Raw genomic sequence first — 17,926 nt, 5'->3', positions numbered from 1 at the left:
TCAAGCGAGGCGGATTTTCGGGTCTTTCCAGAAACTAGGGTCGATCGACGCTCATGAGCGCATTCCACTCCCTCGCCCCTCGGAGAGGGGAGAGGGTTGCGCAGACTTGGTCTTTGCGTGAGCAAAGGCTTAGTCGGAGCTGGGTGAGGGGTGGGCGCGCAAAGCGCGCGCGAGCCAAAGGCTCGCTCAACCCCTCACCCAAGCTGCGCTAGCCAGCACGCTGGCAAGCTCCGCTAACCCTCTCCCCTATCCAGGGGAGAGGGAGATACGAAGGGAATGTCGATCCATTCTCGAACCCCAAACGGAAACGGGGCGGCATCGCTGCCGCCCCGCCCCGTCGTCATGGGTTCCCGTCCCGATCACGAGATCAGGAAGTTGCTCGCCTTCAGCACCGCATCGGCACCGATATGGGCCAGCAGGATCGGCGCATGGGCGCCGTTGCCGTCATCGTCATAGTAGAGATCGCCCTTGGCCTGATCGTAGACCAGCCGTGTCGAGGCGCTGGTCGCCTTGGTGCCGACCTCGAACGCCGTCACCGAAAGCGCGCCGACCGCGCCCAACTTGTCGAAGGCCGTGTGGTCGAGCACCAGCTTGTCGCTGCCGGTCTGGAAGCCGCGGATCGTGACCACATCGCCTTGCGCAGGCACCGCGTCGAGGTGGAAATAGTCCGCCCCGCTGCCGCCGACCAGCGTGTCGCCGCCCAGTCCGCCATGGAAATGGGTGGTGCCGCTCGACCCGGTCAGCGTCTCCGCCCGGTCCGTACCGCTGAGGTTCGTCGCGGTCAGCTTGCCCGCCGCGTCATAGCTCAGCGTCTTGGTCACGCCGTCCGAGCCCAGCGTGGCGACGTCGCTGCCCAGCAGCTTCCATGCGCCGCTGTAATGCCAGGTCGTGGTGGTCAGCCCGGCCTGCTTGACGACGTCCACCGCCGTCAGCTTGAACGAGGCGTCATAGTGCTGGACCTGCACCGTGCCGTCGGGATTGGTCACCGCCTTGTCCGTGCCGATCAGCTTCCACGCGCTGTCGTAATGCTCGGTGGTGACGCTGCCCGCTGCCGTCGTGACCTTCTCGACACCGGTCAGCTTGAACTTGGCGTCATAGCTTTCGGTCGTGACGCTGCCGTTGCTGGCAGTCGTCGCCTTTTCCGAACCCAGGAACGCGAACTTCGCGTCGTAAAATTCGGTGACGACCACGTTGCCGGTCTTCGTCACCTTCTCTGACCCGCGGAACACCGAGCCAGCGTCATAATGCTCGGTCGTGACGGTGCCGTCGGCGGCATAATTGGCCTTGTCGATGCCCAGCAGGACATTCGCGCCCGAATAGTGGCGCGTGGTCTGCACCGAACCCGAGTTGGTGATGAGATCGAAGCCTAGCGACTTGCCCGCCAGATCGACCTTGGTGACCGTCGCGGTCCCGGCGGCGTCGACGGTCGTCGTGCGCGTGCCCACGGCAAGGCCGCTATCGTCGAGGATCTTCGCGACCGAAGGCTTGATCGTCGGTGCGGGCGGCGCCACCGGAACCGGCGCGGCGACGGACTCCGCCTTGGCTCCGCTGCCGACCCCGGCGCTGGCGGTGGGGACGACGCTGCTGCCCGCACCGGTGACGAGCGTCGTCTTGATCGACCCGTCCGCCGCCTTGCTGGCGACCGTCAGGTCGAGATCGTTGACCGTCAGCCAGCCGGAGCCGGACACGACTTCGGCCCCCAGTTCGACCGAGCGCAGATATTCGGTGCCCGAGGTGATGCCCATCTGGGTCAACTTGGCGAACACCGCCTGAAGGTCGAGCGTGCCCGCCGGAATATCCTTGTCCGCGACCAGCGCGGTATAGGTGCCGGTGCGGAAGATCTGGAAGGTCGTGCCGTTCAGCGTGAAGCTGCCCGCCGGATCGCCATGTGCCCCGAAATCGCCCTTGTGCACCCAGATCATGATCTCGTTGGACACCGCCTCGACGCCCGTGGCGGTCGGCGACTTGCTCAGCCAGATATCATAGGCGACGTTGAAGCCGCTGACCGTACCACCGAAGCTGACGTCGTACTTCGCCGACAGGCCCGACAGGTCGGCCAGCTTGACCGGGAACACCGCGTTCTTCGTTTCCGTCGGGTTGGTGTTCATCGGGCTGTTGCCGAAGATGACTTCCGGGAAGGCCACGATCTTGGGCGCCAGGTTGGATACCACCGGATAGGACCAGTTGAAGGTCAGGCCCGCCGTCACGTCCTTGGCGTTGAACGAGTTGGTGATCGTGTAATCCTTGCCCGCCGTCAGGCCGTTCGATCCCCAGTTGTTGTTGTAGATATACCAGCCGTTGACGTTCCACGCCTGGCCGGTGGTCGCGACCATCTTGTCGGCGACGCCGGTCAGCATCGCCGACGTCTTGGCCGTCAGCGGCAGGTTGAAGTCCGACGCGCCGAGCGACGACAGCTGGATACCCCGCAGGGTCAGCGTCTCGCTCGCCGACAGCTTGATGCTGACGTCGTTGCCCACCTGGGTCGACGCGGCCTTGAGCTGGCTGAAGCTGGAAAAGCCATAGCCGCTCAGCTTGACCACGTCCCAGCCCGGCTGGAACTTCTCGATCGTGTCGGAGCCGTTGCCCGCCTTGATGACGAAGATGTCCGCCCCTGCGCCGCCGACCAGCACGTCGTCGCCCGCACCGCCGTCGAGCGTGGCGCCGACCGAGCCTGCGACGATCAGGTTGTTCAGCGCGTTACCGGTCGCCCAGTTGGCGCCCTTCGACATCAGGAAGACGTTCTCGACATTGTCGGGCAGGACGATGCCGCCCCAATAATAGACGTTGATGGTGTCGATGCCCTCACCGGCCTTCTCCACCACCTTCGCACTGGCGTCGTAGAGCGAGTAGGTATCGTCCCCCCCGCCGCCATACAGCGTTTCGCCGGCGACACCGAAGAACACGTCGTTCTTGGCCGTGCCGAAGCGGCTACCGCCGGCCACGCCCGTGATGGTCCAGTTATTAACAGCGGACGAGAGTTTGAGCTCCGTCCCGGTAGCGTTGATGTACATGCGCGGTCCCCAATTGACGGATAGGGGATACCGCTTGGGAAACTTCGCGAAGTTCACCAATTCCGGTTAAATTTCAGCTTACTATTTTATTCAAAGGCACGCCCGCGCGCCTTTGAACCAGCTCGTATCGGCCCCGAAATGATGATCCGGCGGCCCTTTCGCATCCGCTGGAGGACGCATTTCCGGGCCTACCAAAGGTTAACGCAGCAGCCACCATCCGGCCGCGGCGGCGATAATCGCCAGGGTGGCCTGAACCGCGATCGGCAATCCGGTTCGTAAAGGTTCGGGGGGCCGGGTAAGCGTTACCGGCACCGGCTGTCCCGGTCGCAGCGCGAGCGGCTCCAGCGGCTCGGCGGACAGCGCGGTCATCAGCTCGGATTCGCTCAGCTGTTCCTCGAACTTGCAGCCATAGCGCCCGCTCGCGTCGCGAACGGCGGTCGCGGACCGGATGCCGAGTCCCGGAAAGCCGATGCTGAACCGCGTGCCCGGCTCGATGGTGGACACGCTGGGGATGCAGAAGCCGCTGGCGGACAGATCCTCGATCACGATGTCCACCGCCTCGCGGTCCGGACCGCGCAGGGTCGCGTCGATCTCCACCGCATGACGCTGCGCGCCTCGCGTCTGTCCGTACAAACGTGCGATCATGTTCCGTCCCGATGATGTGCCAACACAGCTTGACGATTTATGGTTACCGCCGGGTAAAGACGGACGCCGCGACTAACCCTGGCCGCCCGGCGATCCCGCGCAACGGAAACGCGTGACGGAGACGCCGGGGAACGCCTCCTGCGCCACCGTCCGCAGGGTCGCCCGCATATTGCGGCGGAGCAGGCCCGTCGGGTCCGTCTCCCATGACCGATACTCGATCAGGGCCACGTCGCAGCGGCGCTCGGGCGGGATCTCGGTGAAATTCTCCCACACGCGCTCGGCCGACAGTCGCGGGGTCCGGTAATCGACCTGGATGTCGTCGCCCGGCAGGCGGCCATGGTAATAGCGCAGCACCTTCACGACCCGGTTGTTGTCGCTCACGATCACCGTGTCGGCGGGCAGGCGCCTCAGCGCTTGGGCAAGCGAGCGCCCATCCTCCTTGGCATAATGGGGATTGGCGTAAAGCTGTCCGTCGGATGCGATGAGGCAGACGGTCAGGACCAGTCCGGCCGCTGCGACCACGATCGCGCCGATCCTCCGCCGACGATCGCTCGGCGCACTCGCCAACGCGCCCAGCGCCTGCCGGATGCCGACGGCGAACAGCAGCATCAGCGCCGGATAGCAGACGATCACGTAACGCACATTATAGCGGATATTGGTGACGCGCGTCGCGATGACCGCCAGCAGGATCGGCGCGATCAGCCAGGTCAGCAGCCACAGCCCGACCGCCCGGCGCTCGGGGTGGCGCCACAGATGCCGCACGCCCGCCAGGCCCAGCACCGCGCAGCTCACCCCCAGCGCGGCGATGGCGGGCGCATGGGACAGCACGACCCGCCCTGCTCCGCGCCCCGCTTCCTGAATGTCACGCGTCGACGGACCGAAACTGAACCCGGCGATATAGGTGAAGAAAGTATAGGGGATCCAAAGGGCAAAGGCGGGCTTCTCGGTCCCGGCGACATTGCCCAGCCGGTCGCGGGTCAGATAGAGCCATCCCGCGAACAGTAGGAACGCGATCACCTGCGTCGCCAGCCACGCCCAGGCGCGCGGCTTCAGGGCCTGGCCGCGCAGGAGCAGGAACAGCCCGAACGCCCCGCACATCAGGATCATGTAATGATGCATCCCGAAACCGATTGCGGTCACGAAGGTAATCGCCGCCAGCTCCCATTTGCGCAGCGGCCGCTCGGTCACGGGCCATGCCAGATAGGCGGCCAGCGCGGTGCACAGCAGGAGCAGCGCGTACATACGTGCCTCCTGCGAATACCAGATGGCATAGGGCGAGATGGCGACCAGCAAGGCGGCGATCGCGCCGGTCCAGCGTGACTGGAGCAACCGGCATCCCAGGAGATACATGACCGGGATCAGCACCACGCCCGCGATGACCGAGGGCATCCGCAGTGCGACCTCCGTATCGCCCGAGATGACGGTCGACAGCCAGAGAGTGATCGAATGGAGCGGCGCGACCTGATCGGCCCGTGCCAGCGCGTCCAGACCGCCCTGCCCGAACGCGCGGGCGTTGCGGAGCGAGGACACCTCGTCCATCCACAGCGACTGGCTGCCCAGCCGGAACAGTCGCAGCACCGCGCCCAGGATCGTCGCGACGATGACCGTCACCCGTGCCCAGCCCGCACCGCTCATGGACCCGTCGGACGTGCGCCACGGCGTGCTGGACATGCGGTTCACCTGTTCTCCCCGGACTTCGCCTGATCCGGCGTCGCATCGATGCCGGACATGATAGCGGCTCTATTCGCTTGGAGATTCCCGCGCAACGCGTGCGACGCCCGCACTGTCCCGGAGCGGAGCGACCGGCCACGCATCGTTATCGCCGGACGCCCGTCCCGTTCACCCGCTCCGATCAGGGCGATGACGATCATCGCGAAGATGTTGAGCAGCGTATCGCGATCGAACAGGGTCGATTCAGTCACATTGTCGCCCAGGATGAAGAGCATCAACGCGCACAGCAGCGCCCGACGCGACGGCGCCAGCGTCCGGCTTTTGAACATCCGCAAGAACGGCACGACGAAGACCGCCAGCAACACCAGCAGCAGGCCAGGGAGACCGACCTGGCTCCAGACATCCAGATAGCCGTTATGCCCGACGAACAGCGCCTGGACCCAGGTGAGATCGGTGTAAATGAAGACCGGGCTGCGCGGACCGATGCCCCAGAAAGAGCCGTATCCCGCCCCCAGCAGCCAGTGGTCGCGGATATAGCCGACCAGCGTCTTCCAGATCATTCCACGACCCGTAAAGGCCTCTGGATCGTAGAGCGCCCGCTCGAACGGAAGCAGCAACCGGTTCCAGGCGAGGAAGACGAAGATCGCCCCACAAACTGCGACCGGGACCAGCAACAGGCGGAAGGCGGGATTGTAGCGCAGGACCAGAAAGCCGATCGGCATGATCGCGACTAGGATTCCCATCGCGGTCTTGGACCGGGTCTCGATCAGAAACACGATTGCGGCGAGAAACGCGCCCCAGCGCAGCAGCGGCTTCAGCTTGCCTGCATCGAACAGGAACAGCAGCGCCATCGCCGCGCAAAAGGCGCCGCAACTGTTCTTGTCGACCATGATGCCACGCCAGCCGCCAACCTCGTCGAAGGTGCCCAGCCGTGACTGGATACCCATTGTCGGCCAGAGCAGGACCAGCAGATAGCTCAAGACCAGCGCCACCAGCATCTGCTGGCGCAGGATCGCAACCGCGCGTTCATAGCCGATCTGTGGCACCACGGCGAAAGCGGTAACGATCACGCAGGAGGTAAGCATAAGCTTGCGAACCGCCGTGTCCGCGTCGATCGCCCAGGACACGCTCACCCAGCACCACAGCAAGGCGATAATGATCGTGACCGGCGGCAACGGTGCGGGGGACAGGCGCCCGGCGGTCGCCACGCCATAAAGCGCCAGCGCCAGCGCGACCACATAGCCCCCCTGATGCCCCACCGCGCCGAGGCCGGGCATGAACATGCCCGCAAGATTGGAGAAGAGGAGAACCCAGTTCAGCCCCATGAACACCAAGATGTGCATGGCCCAATCGCCGAGTCCCAGGCCGCCAAGCCCCAGGCCGCCAAGCCCAGGCGACGGCGCGGCCTCACCCGAGCGGTTGGTCGGCGAGCCGGTCACATCCGTCCCGCTCGACCCCGATATGCCGAAAGACCGCATGGGTTCAGGATCCGGTCGCGCTATCGCCGATATGGCCGTCCATGGGCAGCGACGCGGGTACGATCGTCATCCGGCTCAAGTCGCAGGGGCGCCGAGCGCCGGATAGACCCGCCATTTGTCGACGCGCAGCGATCCGCGCCCGCCAACCGGCTCGACCCCGATGGCCAGGCCGTTGAACCATTCCTGTCCGGTCAAACGCCCCTGATCGATCAGCCATTGAATGACCGCCCCGAAGTACAGCGTCCCTTGCGTGAAGGTCGGACCATCCGGAATCAGCATGCAATATTTGCCGCGAATCGCGACCTTCCACGTCCGACCGCCGGGATCACGCCATTCGCCGAGCTGTTCGCCACCCGCGAAGAAGGAGCGCCCATCGGCGGATACGTTGGGCAGGAAACCGATCTCCAGCCCGCGCGTCGCAAACTGCGCCGGCTTGGCGGTCAGGAAGGTCTCCGACAGCAGGTTGTAGCGCGTCGGATCGCCGTCGATCGTCACCGCGAAGTCGGTCTTGACGTCCGGCATGTTCGCGATCTGGACGGGCGGAACAGGCTGGACCGGCGCACCACCCGCATAATTGCCATAGGCGATGTGGAGATAGCCATAGACGCCCGACGGCGGCTTGCCGCCCGGCCACTGCCACCGCATCGTCGTTCCGGCGGGGAAGGTACGCGGGTTGATGATCATGTTGTCGGCATAGTCGACGCCGCGACGCAGCTTCAACTTGCCCGTCGTCACCGACCAGTCGGCGGCAAAGGCCACATAGGGGCCCTGCTTGTAATTTTCCGAATCCTGCTTGAGCACCCAGCCCCTGGGGGCCGTCACCTTCTGAAGCGGTTCGGACGGCGCGATCGCCTGAAGCACATCGGTACGGTTGGTCACGGCCAACAGCATGACCGCACCGACCAATGACGTGGCAGCCCATTTATACGCGCTGTTCATGCGACCTCCGCAAGATGCGCCGGGACGACGCCCGCTCCCCATAGAAGCTTCTCCTGCGCGCGCCAACGTCAAAGCCGGTCAATGACGACCAGCATGGGACAGTCGGTTAAAAAGTCATGAAAAGGGAAAAATGATTCAGAAAGTGTTCCAATTGCTGTCACTTGCCTCGCGTCGAAGCTTGATATTTACCACTGTGCATCTAGCAATGAGGAACATGGCGTCCTCGATCGGCTCGCCGCAACCAGGCTGATCCGCTCGCAATGATCCACATGACCGCCTGTTTCCTCTCGCCAAACCGCTCGGCACCGGATCGTACCGATCGCCCGGCGCAGGGTTATGGCCACTTTTCCCATATTTTCGACGCCCGGCAGCCATGCTGATGGAGGCCACCTCCACCCTTCCCACGCTGCGCGTCGGCGGGATCATGACGGCCAGCGTCACGCGCCAGCAACTGGCCGAATGCATGGTGCGTGATGTCGCGCGCGCGCGCGCGGGCGTGCAGACGCAACCCAAGGTCGTCGTCGCCAGCAACGGGCTGGTGATCGCGCTCTATCATCGCCATCCCGAATTTCGGGCGCTGATCGACCAGGCGGATATCGTCGACGCGGACGGAATGCCGCTGATCTTCGCCAGCCGGTTGAAGCATCGCGCGCCGCTGCCCGAACGGGTCGCGACCACCGACTTCCTCTGGGATGCGGCCGAACACGCGGCGCGCCATGGCATCCGCTTCTATCTGCTGGGGGCGATGCCTGGTGTCGCGGCGCGCACCGCCGAACTGCTGCTGGAGCGGTTTCCCGACTTGCAGATCGCCGGGATCCGCCACGGCTATTTCGACGCCGCCGAAACGCCGCGCATCTGCGAGGAGATCAAGGCGGCGGGCACCGACATATTGTGGGTCGGGCGCGGCAGTCCGATGCAGGAACGCTTCGCGATCGAACAGCGCGAAAATCTGGAGGGACTGGCCTGGATTCGCACCTGCGGCGGCTTGTTCGACCATGTCGGCGGCGGGATGCGGCGCGCCCCGGCCTATATGCAGAAGGCGGGCCTCGAATGGTTGCATCGCGCGATACTGGAGCCGCGGCGGCTCGGCATGCGCTATCTGCTGACCAATCCCGTGGCGGTCTTCCACCTGCTGACCAAGACCAGCTGACCCGATGATCCTATCGCGAGTCCGGATGGCCGGGGATGTTCGCCCACGTTCGTCATCGGGTTTCCGCCCGCTGTCGCACGGTGCCGTCTGGCCGCTGATGCTTGCACTGCTGCCCTCGGCGGGGATTTTCTGGGGCGGCCTCGATTCCTTTGCGGGGCAGGATGTCGTCGGCCTGGCTTATGGCCTGATGCTGGCGCTCGCGCTCTATGCGCTGGCTCCCTCGCCGCGTTTCTGGCGGGCGACAGGGCCGGTCCTGGCGCTGATGGTCGCCGCGTTGGTCTGGCTCATGGCGGTCAGCCTGGGCTGGCTCGGCAACCGTCCGATCGCGTCCGACATTGCCCCGCCGGGACTGGTCGGTCTTGGCGGGTTGATCGCCGCGCTGCTGTGCGGCGCGCTGCTCGGTTATCGCCGGGTCGATCTGGCGCGCATCGCCGACGGCATGCTGGTTCTGGGCAGCCTGTCGGTGCTTTGGGCGCTGAGCATCGGCGGCGACATCGCCTCCCCCGCAGGGATGGAGATGGGCGAGGGACGCTTTCTGGGCACCCTGGCCAATGCCAATGCATCGGCGACGGTCTTTGTCGGTCTGGCGGGGCTGGCGCTGGCCCGCGCCTTGCGGAGCGGTGCCTCCTCCCGGACGCGCACCTCGGCATGGGAGCAATTGCGCACCGTCGCCTATGGGATCGTAGTGCTGCTGATGCTGGGCGCGACGCTGTTGACTGGATCGCGCAATGGGTCGGTGATCGGCGCGCTGGTCGTCGGGCTCATGGTCTGGCGAGGGCTGGGAGGACGCGCGTCGCTTCGGGTGGTGGGGCCGATGCTGGCGGTCATCCTCCTGCTCGTCATACTGCTGTTTTCCGGCGTGGTGTTCGAGCGTTTTCAGCAGCTTCCCGCTGAGGCGTCGGTTCGCCTGACGATCTGGCGGCATAGCGCCGCGATCGTCGCGAACAGCCCGCTGACGGGCTATGGTATCGGGTCGTTCAGCTTGGCCAGCGCCCACGCCCTCGACGATGTGCGGCAGGCGCAGACCCTGTGGATGGTCAACTCGCCGCACAATATCGTGCTTCGCCTGCTGATCGATGGCGGCTGGCCCTATCTGCTGCTCGTCACCGCCGCGCTGCTCGGGATTGCGGCAACGGTGGTTCGACACGCCCGGCGGTATGGGCTCGACATCGTGGAATGGGGATTTGTCGGGGCTGTCAGCGCCGCCATCGCCTCGTCGCAGGTCGATCTGGCGCTGGAGTTTCCTGCCATCGCCGCCGGGACGATGACATGGATCGGCCTGCTATGGGGCCGTGCGATCGGCGCGCGCACCGCGTAGGTCGGCGTCACCCTGCCGCAGTTCCAACCAGCGTTGCGCAAAGGCGGGATAGGCGGGCGATCCCCGGACCATATCGAAGACGTCCGCACGTAGAGGATCGTTGAGCCGGGCCAGCCACACGCCTTCGTCGACCAGCCGCGACTGGCTCCACGCCGGGAGCTGCGACCAGGAGGACAGTCCCTCACGCACCCGCCACAGGCCCGAATCGCGCAGGAAGGGCGCGGCGCGATAGCTGTCCGTCAGTTGCCGCGCGGCCAGCCGCTTTGCAGCTTCACCGGCAAGAAGCGAGGACACGAAGCTAGCCGAAACCTGCCCCTCCGCCCAATCGGGCCGCCGGGCATTGGCGCTGGCGAGCAGCCGTCCTGCATCTCCAAGCTGCGTCTGCCGTTCCGTTTCGTTCGTCGCAACGGTCGCGGCGCGGGCGAGGATGAGGGCGCCCGCGACCTGTGCGCGGGGATCTTGCAGGGACGGAAGGGCCCGTGCGACCGCGCGCACCTCGGCCTTGTTGCCACGCGCCAGCGCGGTCGCCTGATCGGCGGCAGCCTCGACCATCTGGTCGACCTGTACCTGCCGAAAAGTATCGATTGTCGCCGCGAGGGCCAATGCGATGGCCGCCCCGCCGATGACCATCGAAGGCAGGCGCGCCAGCGGATCAGCCACGCCGGCGCGCCTGTTCAAGGTCAGGCCGCCGGGGTGTAATAGGCCGCATATTTGCCCGAATAGAACATGCCGCCGATCGCGTCGGAGCGCGGGTCGACCATGGTGAAGATCGCGCCGCCCAACTGGGTGCCATCGGCCTGCAACGCGGTGACCGCCTGCTCGGCCGCGCGCTCGGGCGTGGCGCCCCAGCGAACCGCGAGAACCACCATGTCCGCCTGCGCCGCAACGGTCCGCGCATCGGCCAGACCCAGTACCGGCGGAAGGTCGAGCACGATCAGGCCATAGCGGTCGCGCAGCCCCGCAAGCATCCGGGTCAGACGGCCGTCACCGAACAGGTCCTCGGCGCTGAAGAACGGCTCGGCCACCGGCAGCAGGTCGAGGCCCGCCACTTCGTCGGCGACGATCGCCGATGCCGGCGCCAGCTGGCCGCGCATGACCTCGACCATGCCCTGCTGGACATTCAAGCCGACCATGCGGCGCAACTGGGCGCGGCGCACGTCGCACTCGACCAGCAGGGTCGGGGTACCGGCCAGCGCCGAGACGCGCGCCAGCGACAGGGCCGCGGTGCTCTTCCCCTCATCGGGCAGCGCCGAGGTAATGGCGACGACGCGCGGGGCGGGTCGCGACTTCACACCCAGGATCGAGGCGCGGGCGTTGCGGAACGCCTCGGCATACATCGAGGTCGGGTTGGTGATGAGCATGCCCGCCGGGGTCGTGCCACGACGACCGCCGACGCGGGGCAGCGTCGCCAGCATCGGCAGGCCGAGGCGATCCTCGATATCCGCGACGCTGCGCAGGCCGCTGCTCAGCATTTCCTGAACGATCGCGGCGGCAAGACCCAGCGCGAACGCGACGATCAGTGCCATCGCCGCCAGAACCGACTTGCTCGGCGGGGCGGGCGCGGTCGGGGTCTGCGCGCGGTCAACGATCTCGGCCTGCGCGATCGAGTTGCGCTGCGACTGGCTGGCCTCGTCCGCCGCCTGGGCGAGACGGTCATAGGCGGCCTTCTTGCTCAGCACGTCCTGGTCGTAGCTGGCGATCGTCGCCGAGGCGCGCGTATCGCTGGCCTGCTGCGACTTCAGCACGCGCAGGCTGGAGCGCAGGCTGGCGACCTGGGCGTTGGCGGCGTCGGCTTCCGCCTGGAGCGAGGCGACGGCGCGCGAGGCTTCGGCGCGGATCTGCTGGTTGAGCGCGGCGATCTGGTCGCGAACCTTGATCGTCTCGGGATGCTTGGGACCATAGCGGGTTTCGATCTCACCCCGGCTGCGCTCCACTTCGGCGAGCTGGCGGCGCAAGTCCGCGATCACCGGCGAGTTGCGCACCGCCGACACTGAGTCGATGCCGCCGCCCGCGACCTGACGGCGCGCGGCGTTCAGGTTGGAACGCGCTTCGGCCGCATTTGCCTCGGCCGTGGCGAGCTGGGTCGACAGCGGCGCGATCTGCTGGTCGTTGATGGTGCCGCCGACATTGTTCTCGACGATGCCGGTCGAAGCGCGATACTGGGCCACCCGCTCCTGCGCGGCCTGCAGCGCCCTGCCCGCCTCGGCGAGCTGCTGGCGATAGAAGTCCGCCTGCTGGGTCGCTGTGCCGATGCGGCCGTTCACCCGCGTCGCGATATAGGTTTCGGCAAAGGCATTGGCGATGTCCGCCGACTTGGCCGCGTCGCGCGACTTGAAGCTGATGTCGATGACATAGGTCAGCTTGTCGCGGCCGACCTTCAGCCCACGCATCACCTTATCGGTGACGCGGCTCAGCCGCATCTCCGCCGTCTGCGCGACCTTTTCGTTGGAATCCAGGCCCTTGGCGAATTCAGGATCAGCCTGGAGGTTCAGGCGCTTGACCACCTCACGCGCCAGGTCGGGCGAATTCAGGACCGACACTTCGGTCTCGATCGCTTCGGAGCCCAGCGACGCCTGATTATCGGCGGCCTTGCCGACGGGGCTGCGGCTCGGGTCGATGCGAATGCTGGCCGTCGCCTGATATTTCGGGGGCATCAGCATGATCGCCGTGATCGCCAGCCCGGCGACGATTGCCGTCACCAGCGCCAGGGTCAGCCAGCGCCGCCGCAGCATCGCCATCAGCGAATGGACCAGTTCGGAAAGTCGCGCTTCCCGGTCGGTTGTCGTGGTGGCCATGTTCAATTTCCCCGAAATATGTCGTGCGACCGCAGACCGCTCATACTCAGCGCTGCAGGATCAGCGAGACGATGCCCGCCGTTTCGTTAATGGTGAAGCCGTTGGGCACGCCGGACCGGCGGCGGTTGCCGTGGCTGAGTTCGCCCTGCAGGCTAACCAGCCGCGACGCGAGATAGCGGGCGCCGACACGAGCACGCCAGATATCGTCGATCGTCGAGGTGCCGATATAGTCCTGCTTGGCATATTCCCCGCCCGCCGAGACGATCAGATTGCGCCGCAATTCGTGATCGACCTTCAACGACGCCCGGTTGTCGAAATAGGCGCTGAGGATGCCGATGTTCGAATCCTCGATGGTGCGGCGCAGGTTCAGCGTGAAGGTCGTGAAGTCGCTGGGGAAATATTCCGCCTGCGCCTCGGCCGAAAGCCCGCCGACATCCTTGTAGAGCGGCGATATGAAATCGCGCCGCGTATAGCCGATGCCGATGATGCCGCGATAAAAGCCCGACACGTCCAGGCTGAACCCGGCGATGGCGCGATAGCCGTCGGAATCGCGGTTGGGCACGCCCGGCGAAATCTGCGTCGAATAATCGGTGCGAAGGTAGCTGACCTGGGTATAGGCGGCCAGGCTGGGCGAGAAGGCATATTCGAACTGGCCCGCCACTCGGCTGAGGCTTCGGTCGCGATTGGCCTGGCTGAACGTGGTGCCGTTGCCGAGGTTGATCGGCGCGAAATTGAAATCCTGATAGTCGTAGGACAGCACCGTGCGGACATGGCCGTGGCGATATTCGCCGCGCAGGCCCGCCAGATTGCGGCGATAGCGCGACAGCGCAGCGACATTGGCGTCGGTGGCGCCGTTGAACGGGTCCTCCTGCGTCCGCGCGGCCTGTCCCTCCGCCGTCAGCGAAAAGTCGGTACCCAGGTCGAGGCGCCCCAGCCCGCCCACATTCCACTCGTCGACATTGCGCAGGCCATTGTCGAAATAGCGGCGGAAACGCCCGCCCGCCGACAGGCGCACCTCATGGCGGCTCCAATCGGTTTCGGCGCGGACCGACGGCGCGAACGATACGAAGCCGTCGCCCTGCTTGTTGGCGCTCGACAGGAACACGTTGTCCGATGCGCCCAGGCCCAGGTCGATACGCGGATAGATCATCACCGATCCGCGACGAATGCCCAGGGGATCGTAATCCGGGCGCGGGCGCTGAAGCACGCTGACATTGCGGCCGCGATCATAGTCGACCGGAACCGCGGGTTGCAGCAGCGTGCTGTTGTCCTGCGCCGCCGCCGGAACAGCGCCGAGCGCGCCGGTCCACAGCGTTGCCGACGCCACCGCGATACGACGCGTCCACAATCGCTTCGACAATGGACGCCGTCGATCTCCCTGATTCATCGCCTGCCCCCGCTTATCGTGTATAGTTGGAAGAGCCGCCGCCCCCGGCGAGGGACGGGGTCGTAAAGCCGCCGGAAAAGGCCACGCCGTTGTTCACCGCCGCGGTACCCCGGCGGACCCGCTGATTGGCATAGGCGTCCCGCACCCGCTTCAATGCGGCCGGAAAATTCTGTTGCCCCAAATCCGCGCCCGCAAGCCGATCGAGTGCGGCGACGATCAAGGCGGGCTTTGAGGCCGCTTGGCTGACGGCGAAGACCATCGCGGCCTCCAGATCGTCGGTCGAGGCGCCCTTCGGCAGGCGGGTCACTTCAGCGCAGACGGCGGCGGCCAGCGCACCGATGGCCATGGCATCGCCACCGGAAGCGGGCGCCGCCGGACAGCCGCCCTGCCCGCCGCCACCGCCCATCAGGGGCCGCGCCCACACGGCTTGCGCGCCGAGCGGCAGGCAGGCCACCAGGATCGCCGCCGTCACGCAGGACGCGACACCTCGAACCCCGATCGACACCTTTGCCATGGAACCCCCTTTTCTGCCGCGTTGGACGATCAGAAGAAACGCTCGCCGAGGCGGATCGTATCGCCCGGATAGACGCGCAGGTCGGGCGTCAGGTCATAGACCTTCTCGCGGTCCTCGCCCGAGCGCCGGATATAGACCTTCTTCTGCGCGGCGCGCGGGGTGAAGCCACCGGCCGTCGCGATCGCGTTCGTCACGGTCATACCGTTGACATAGGGATATTGCGCGGGCGTCTTGACCTCGCCCAGGATGAAATAGGGGCGATAGGTGAGCACCTCGACGCTGACGCGCGGGTCGCGAAGATAACCGGCGGCCAGGCTGGCGGTGACCGCCTGGGCCAGCTCGGCGGTGGTCTTGCCCATCGCCTGCACGTCCCCGATCAGCGGCAGCGCGATCTTGCCGCTGGCGTTCACCTGGAACTCGCCCGACATCGATTCCTCGTTGTAGACGATGATGCGGATCTTGTCGCCGACGCCCAGCTTGTAATCGTCCTGGAACGAGGACTCCGGCGTCGCCGAGACGCGCCCGGCATCCTGCAAGGCCACCGCCGGGGTGGAGCACGCCGCGAGCATGAGCGCCGCCACGAGAGTCAGGGCCATTGGTTCACGCATTACCGTTTCATCCGCCACATTACATATTCGCTGGGTCAATGCGCTATTGCGTGCACTGCAATATGGCAAGACAGGCCACCGGCCCGCCAAAGGCCGACCGTCTCTAGACGGCACAAAGAGCAGGTTATTTAGCCAATCGCGTCATTCGCGCCGAAGGATCATAAGCGAGCCGTGACGCAAGAAGCCAAAGATTCCGGACTGTTACCGGGCGTACAGTTGCTGCGGGGGCTATCAGCCCTGCTCGTCGTGGCGACCCATGCCAACCTGATCCTGGAGCACTCCAGGTTTCTGGGTCATGTCGCCTATAGGGGCGTGCTGAACGATGCCGGGCTTTTCGGCGTGTCGATCTTCTTCGTGATCTCCGGCTTCATCATCGCGCTGGTGTCGCTGGACGATCGATGGTTACCCCGCCTGACCCGCACCGATTTCGCCCGCCGCCGCTTCGTGCGGATCGTGCCGTTCCTGTGGGTGTGCGTGATCGGCTACAACCTGCTCTCCCTCGTGAGCACCCATGCGGTCGAATGGGGGCCGATGCTGCGCGCCCTGTCGGTCTGGCCGGTCGGCGAACTGAAGCCCAATGTCGTCTGGTCCCTGCGCCACGAATTCCTCTTCTATGGCCTGTTCCTGATCCTGGTGATGGGCCGGCGCCGCCATTTCCTGCCGCTCGTCCTGTGGTTCCTGGCACCGCTGCTGTGCTGGCCGCTGGTGCCGTTGCTGGGCGTGCGGCCGCCGGAGGAATTGGGCGGATGGTCCGAGCTGTTCCGCGTCGTGTTCCTGGGCGCGAATGGCGGCGCGAACCTGCAATTCGGGGCTGGCTTCCTGCTCGGCCTGCTGGCGCTGCGTCGTCATCCTGTCATGGCACAGCGCGGTTTCGGGCTGATCGCACCGCTGCTGGCGACGATCGCGGTGGCGCTGATCGTCGATCGTCTCGCCCTGCCCAATAGCCTGGGCCGCAGCCTGGTGTGGACGGCGCTGGCCGTTCCGCCCGTCTGGCTGGCCATCACCTGCCGCGCCCGCGCGGGTTGGTTCAAACGGGCCGGGCTGGCGCTGGGCGATTCTTCCTTCGCGCTATATCTGGTGCATAACCCGATCCTGCTGATCGTCATGCAGGTCGCGCGGCGCCTGCACCTGATCGGCCATCCGCTGTTCCTGCCCGCCGCCGTAGCGATGGCGGTACTGGGCGGTTGGGTCGCCCATCGGCTGATCGAACGACCGCTGATCAGGGCCTTGGCGCATGGCCGCCCATTGGCGCCTTGGCTGCGTCGTCGCCGATCTGCGCCGCCGTCAGGGGCCGCCGCCCCCGGACCAGCCGATTGAGCGGACTCTCGACGAAGCGATAGGCCAGCCCGCCCGTCACCAGCGACGCGACGACCGCGACCCCCATCAGCGGGACGGTCAGCGACGGGGGCAAGCGGTGCGCCACCGCCGAAACCGCGCCGATCACGAACATGTGAAACAGATAGAGCGAATAGCTGGCATCGCCGATAAAGGTCAGCCAGCGCGGCGCACGCCACCCCGCCCGATCAACCAGCAGCACCAGCAGCGCGATATGCGCCATGCACACCGCGACCATGCCTACCTGGGTCCAGACGATGTCCTTGATCGCGTCGATATGGATGGCGAGGTAGACATAGCCGACCAAACTCGCCGCCAGCACCACCGCCATGACGCCCCATCGCAACTGGAAGCCGCCCTTCAACCCGATGATGCCTAGCGCAACGCCCGCCACGAAGCCCAGCGTGTCGATCCGGGTATAGAAAAGCGGAATCGCGGCGGTGAAGGGATGGGCGGCGCCGAGCAGGATCAATCCGATGAACCCCGCCCCCAGCACCAGCGCCCGCCGCCCCGCCGTCAGCGCGAACAGCGCCGCGAAGCAGACATAGAAGAACATCTCGTAATTGAGCGTCCAGCCCAGCCGGAAGAACGGCCAGATCGCACCGGTGCCCGCCGGTTCATAACTGGGGATGAACAGCAGCGACCGGACGATATGCGCGGCGTTGAACACGGTACGGCGAAACGCCCCCGGCGCCACCAGCGTCAGCACCATCAACACGGCATTGGCAACGAAATAGATGGGCACGATCCGGCGGATGCGGTTCGCCATGAACCGCCGGGGGTCGAACGGCCCCGCGCCAGTCGTATGGACCATGATGAAGCCGCTGATGATGAAGAACAGCGTCACGCCGTAACGGCCCAGCAAATGCCAGGCATGGGGCGCATGGCCGCCATAGGGATAGGCGACGGAATGGGTCAGCACGACCGACAGCGCCGCGATCGCGCGACCGACCTGCAATCCATCGAGCTTGCGCGGCAGGGCATTGGTCGCCGCGTCCCGTCCGATGCCGTCCATATATATATGCCCCCTTCACCACCGCTTACGCCGAAACTCGGGCGCATCCGCCCCCGATCC

14 protein-coding genes are annotated in these 17,926 nt (G+C 65.9%); 3 read left to right on the top strand and 11 right to left on the bottom strand.

Annotated elements, in window-relative coordinates:
- Positions 1-359: 359 nt before the first annotated feature.
- From KV697_RS17725 to KV697_RS17705, 5 genes are all read right to left on the bottom strand, one after another.
- Positions 360-3,011: a GH12 family glycosyl hydrolase domain-containing protein gene (locus KV697_RS17725; RefSeq protein ID WP_219019308.1), complete on the bottom strand. Its 2,652-nt coding sequence runs from the start codon at positions 3,009-3,011 to the stop codon at positions 360-362.
- Between the two features lie 198 nt (positions 3,012-3,209).
- Entirely contained in the window at positions 3,210-3,656 is a 447-nt protein-coding gene (locus KV697_RS17720) for a PilZ domain-containing protein (protein ID WP_219019307.1), read from the bottom strand.
- A 72-nt stretch (positions 3,657-3,728) separates the two neighbouring features.
- Complete coding sequence (locus KV697_RS17715) at positions 3,729-5,327, bottom strand: glycosyltransferase family 39 protein (protein ID WP_219019306.1); 1,599 nt, start codon at positions 5,325-5,327, stop codon at positions 3,729-3,731.
- Between the two features lie 5 nt (positions 5,328-5,332).
- Positions 5,333-6,805, bottom strand: coding sequence for an O-antigen ligase family protein (locus KV697_RS17710; protein WP_219019305.1), 1,473 nt, complete (start codon positions 6,803-6,805; stop codon positions 5,333-5,335).
- Positions 6,806-6,880: 75 nt separating this feature from the next.
- Positions 6,881-7,744 carry a hypothetical protein gene (locus KV697_RS17705; RefSeq protein WP_219019304.1) on the bottom strand — a complete coding sequence of 288 codons (864 nt, stop codon included), beginning with the start codon at positions 7,742-7,744 and terminating at the stop codon, positions 6,881-6,883.
- Positions 7,745-8,123: 379 nt separating this feature from the next.
- On the opposite strand from KV697_RS17705, the gene KV697_RS17700 reads away from it, so the two are divergent.
- Entirely contained in the window at positions 8,124-8,894 is a 771-nt protein-coding gene (locus KV697_RS17700) for a WecB/TagA/CpsF family glycosyltransferase (RefSeq protein ID WP_219019303.1), read from the top strand.
- A 97-nt stretch (positions 8,895-8,991) separates the two neighbouring features.
- The gene (locus tag KV697_RS17695; protein WP_219019302.1) at positions 8,992-10,212 is read left to right on the top strand and encodes an O-antigen ligase family protein; all 1,221 of its coding nucleotides are present in this window, start codon (positions 8,992-8,994) and stop codon (positions 10,210-10,212) included.
- Here the strand turns inward: KV697_RS17695 and KV697_RS17690 are convergent.
- From KV697_RS17690 to KV697_RS17670, 5 genes are read right to left on the bottom strand one after another with little or no spacing between them, the layout of a single operon-like run.
- On the bottom strand, positions 10,177-10,872 hold the full coding sequence (locus tag KV697_RS17690) for a hypothetical protein (protein ID WP_219019301.1): 696 nt from the start codon (positions 10,870-10,872) through the stop codon (positions 10,177-10,179). The genes KV697_RS17695 and KV697_RS17690 overlap by 36 nt on opposite strands.
- 20 nt (positions 10,873-10,892) lie before the next feature.
- On the bottom strand, positions 10,893-13,007 hold the full coding sequence (locus KV697_RS17685; protein WP_219019300.1) for a GumC family protein: 2,115 nt from the start codon (positions 13,005-13,007) through the stop codon (positions 10,893-10,895).
- A gap of 46 nt (positions 13,008-13,053) precedes the next feature.
- A complete protein-coding gene (locus tag KV697_RS17680) occupies positions 13,054-14,355 on the bottom strand; it encodes an outer membrane beta-barrel protein (protein WP_219019299.1) in 1,302 nt (433 codons plus the stop codon).
- Between the two features lie 52 nt (positions 14,356-14,407).
- Complete coding sequence (locus tag KV697_RS17675) at positions 14,408-14,908, bottom strand: hypothetical protein (protein WP_219019298.1); 501 nt, start codon at positions 14,906-14,908, stop codon at positions 14,408-14,410.
- Positions 14,909-14,937: 29 nt separating this feature from the next.
- Complete coding sequence (locus KV697_RS17670; RefSeq protein WP_257575421.1) at positions 14,938-15,504, bottom strand: polysaccharide biosynthesis/export family protein; 567 nt, start codon at positions 15,502-15,504, stop codon at positions 14,938-14,940.
- A gap of 183 nt (positions 15,505-15,687) precedes the next feature.
- Here KV697_RS17670 and KV697_RS17665 point away from each other — a divergent pair, with 183 nt between their 5' ends.
- A complete protein-coding gene (locus tag KV697_RS17665; RefSeq protein WP_219019296.1) occupies positions 15,688-16,833 on the top strand; it encodes an acyltransferase family protein in 1,146 nt (381 codons plus the stop codon).
- On the opposite strand, the gene KV697_RS17660 is transcribed toward KV697_RS17665, so the two are convergent.
- On the bottom strand, positions 16,736-17,866 hold the full coding sequence (locus KV697_RS17660) for an acyltransferase family protein (RefSeq protein WP_219019295.1): 1,131 nt from the start codon (positions 17,864-17,866) through the stop codon (positions 16,736-16,738). The genes KV697_RS17665 and KV697_RS17660 overlap by 98 nt on opposite strands.
- Positions 17,867-17,926 lie beyond the last annotated feature (60 nt).

Origin of the sequence: Sphingomonas sanguinis, assembly GCF_019297835.1 — a bacterium.
GTDB classification, from domain to species: Bacteria; Pseudomonadota; Alphaproteobacteria; order Sphingomonadales; family Sphingomonadaceae; genus Sphingomonas; species Sphingomonas sanguinis_D.
The sequence above is the reverse complement of the archived record's forward strand: the minus strand, read 5'-3'. Positions and strand labels throughout refer to the sequence as shown.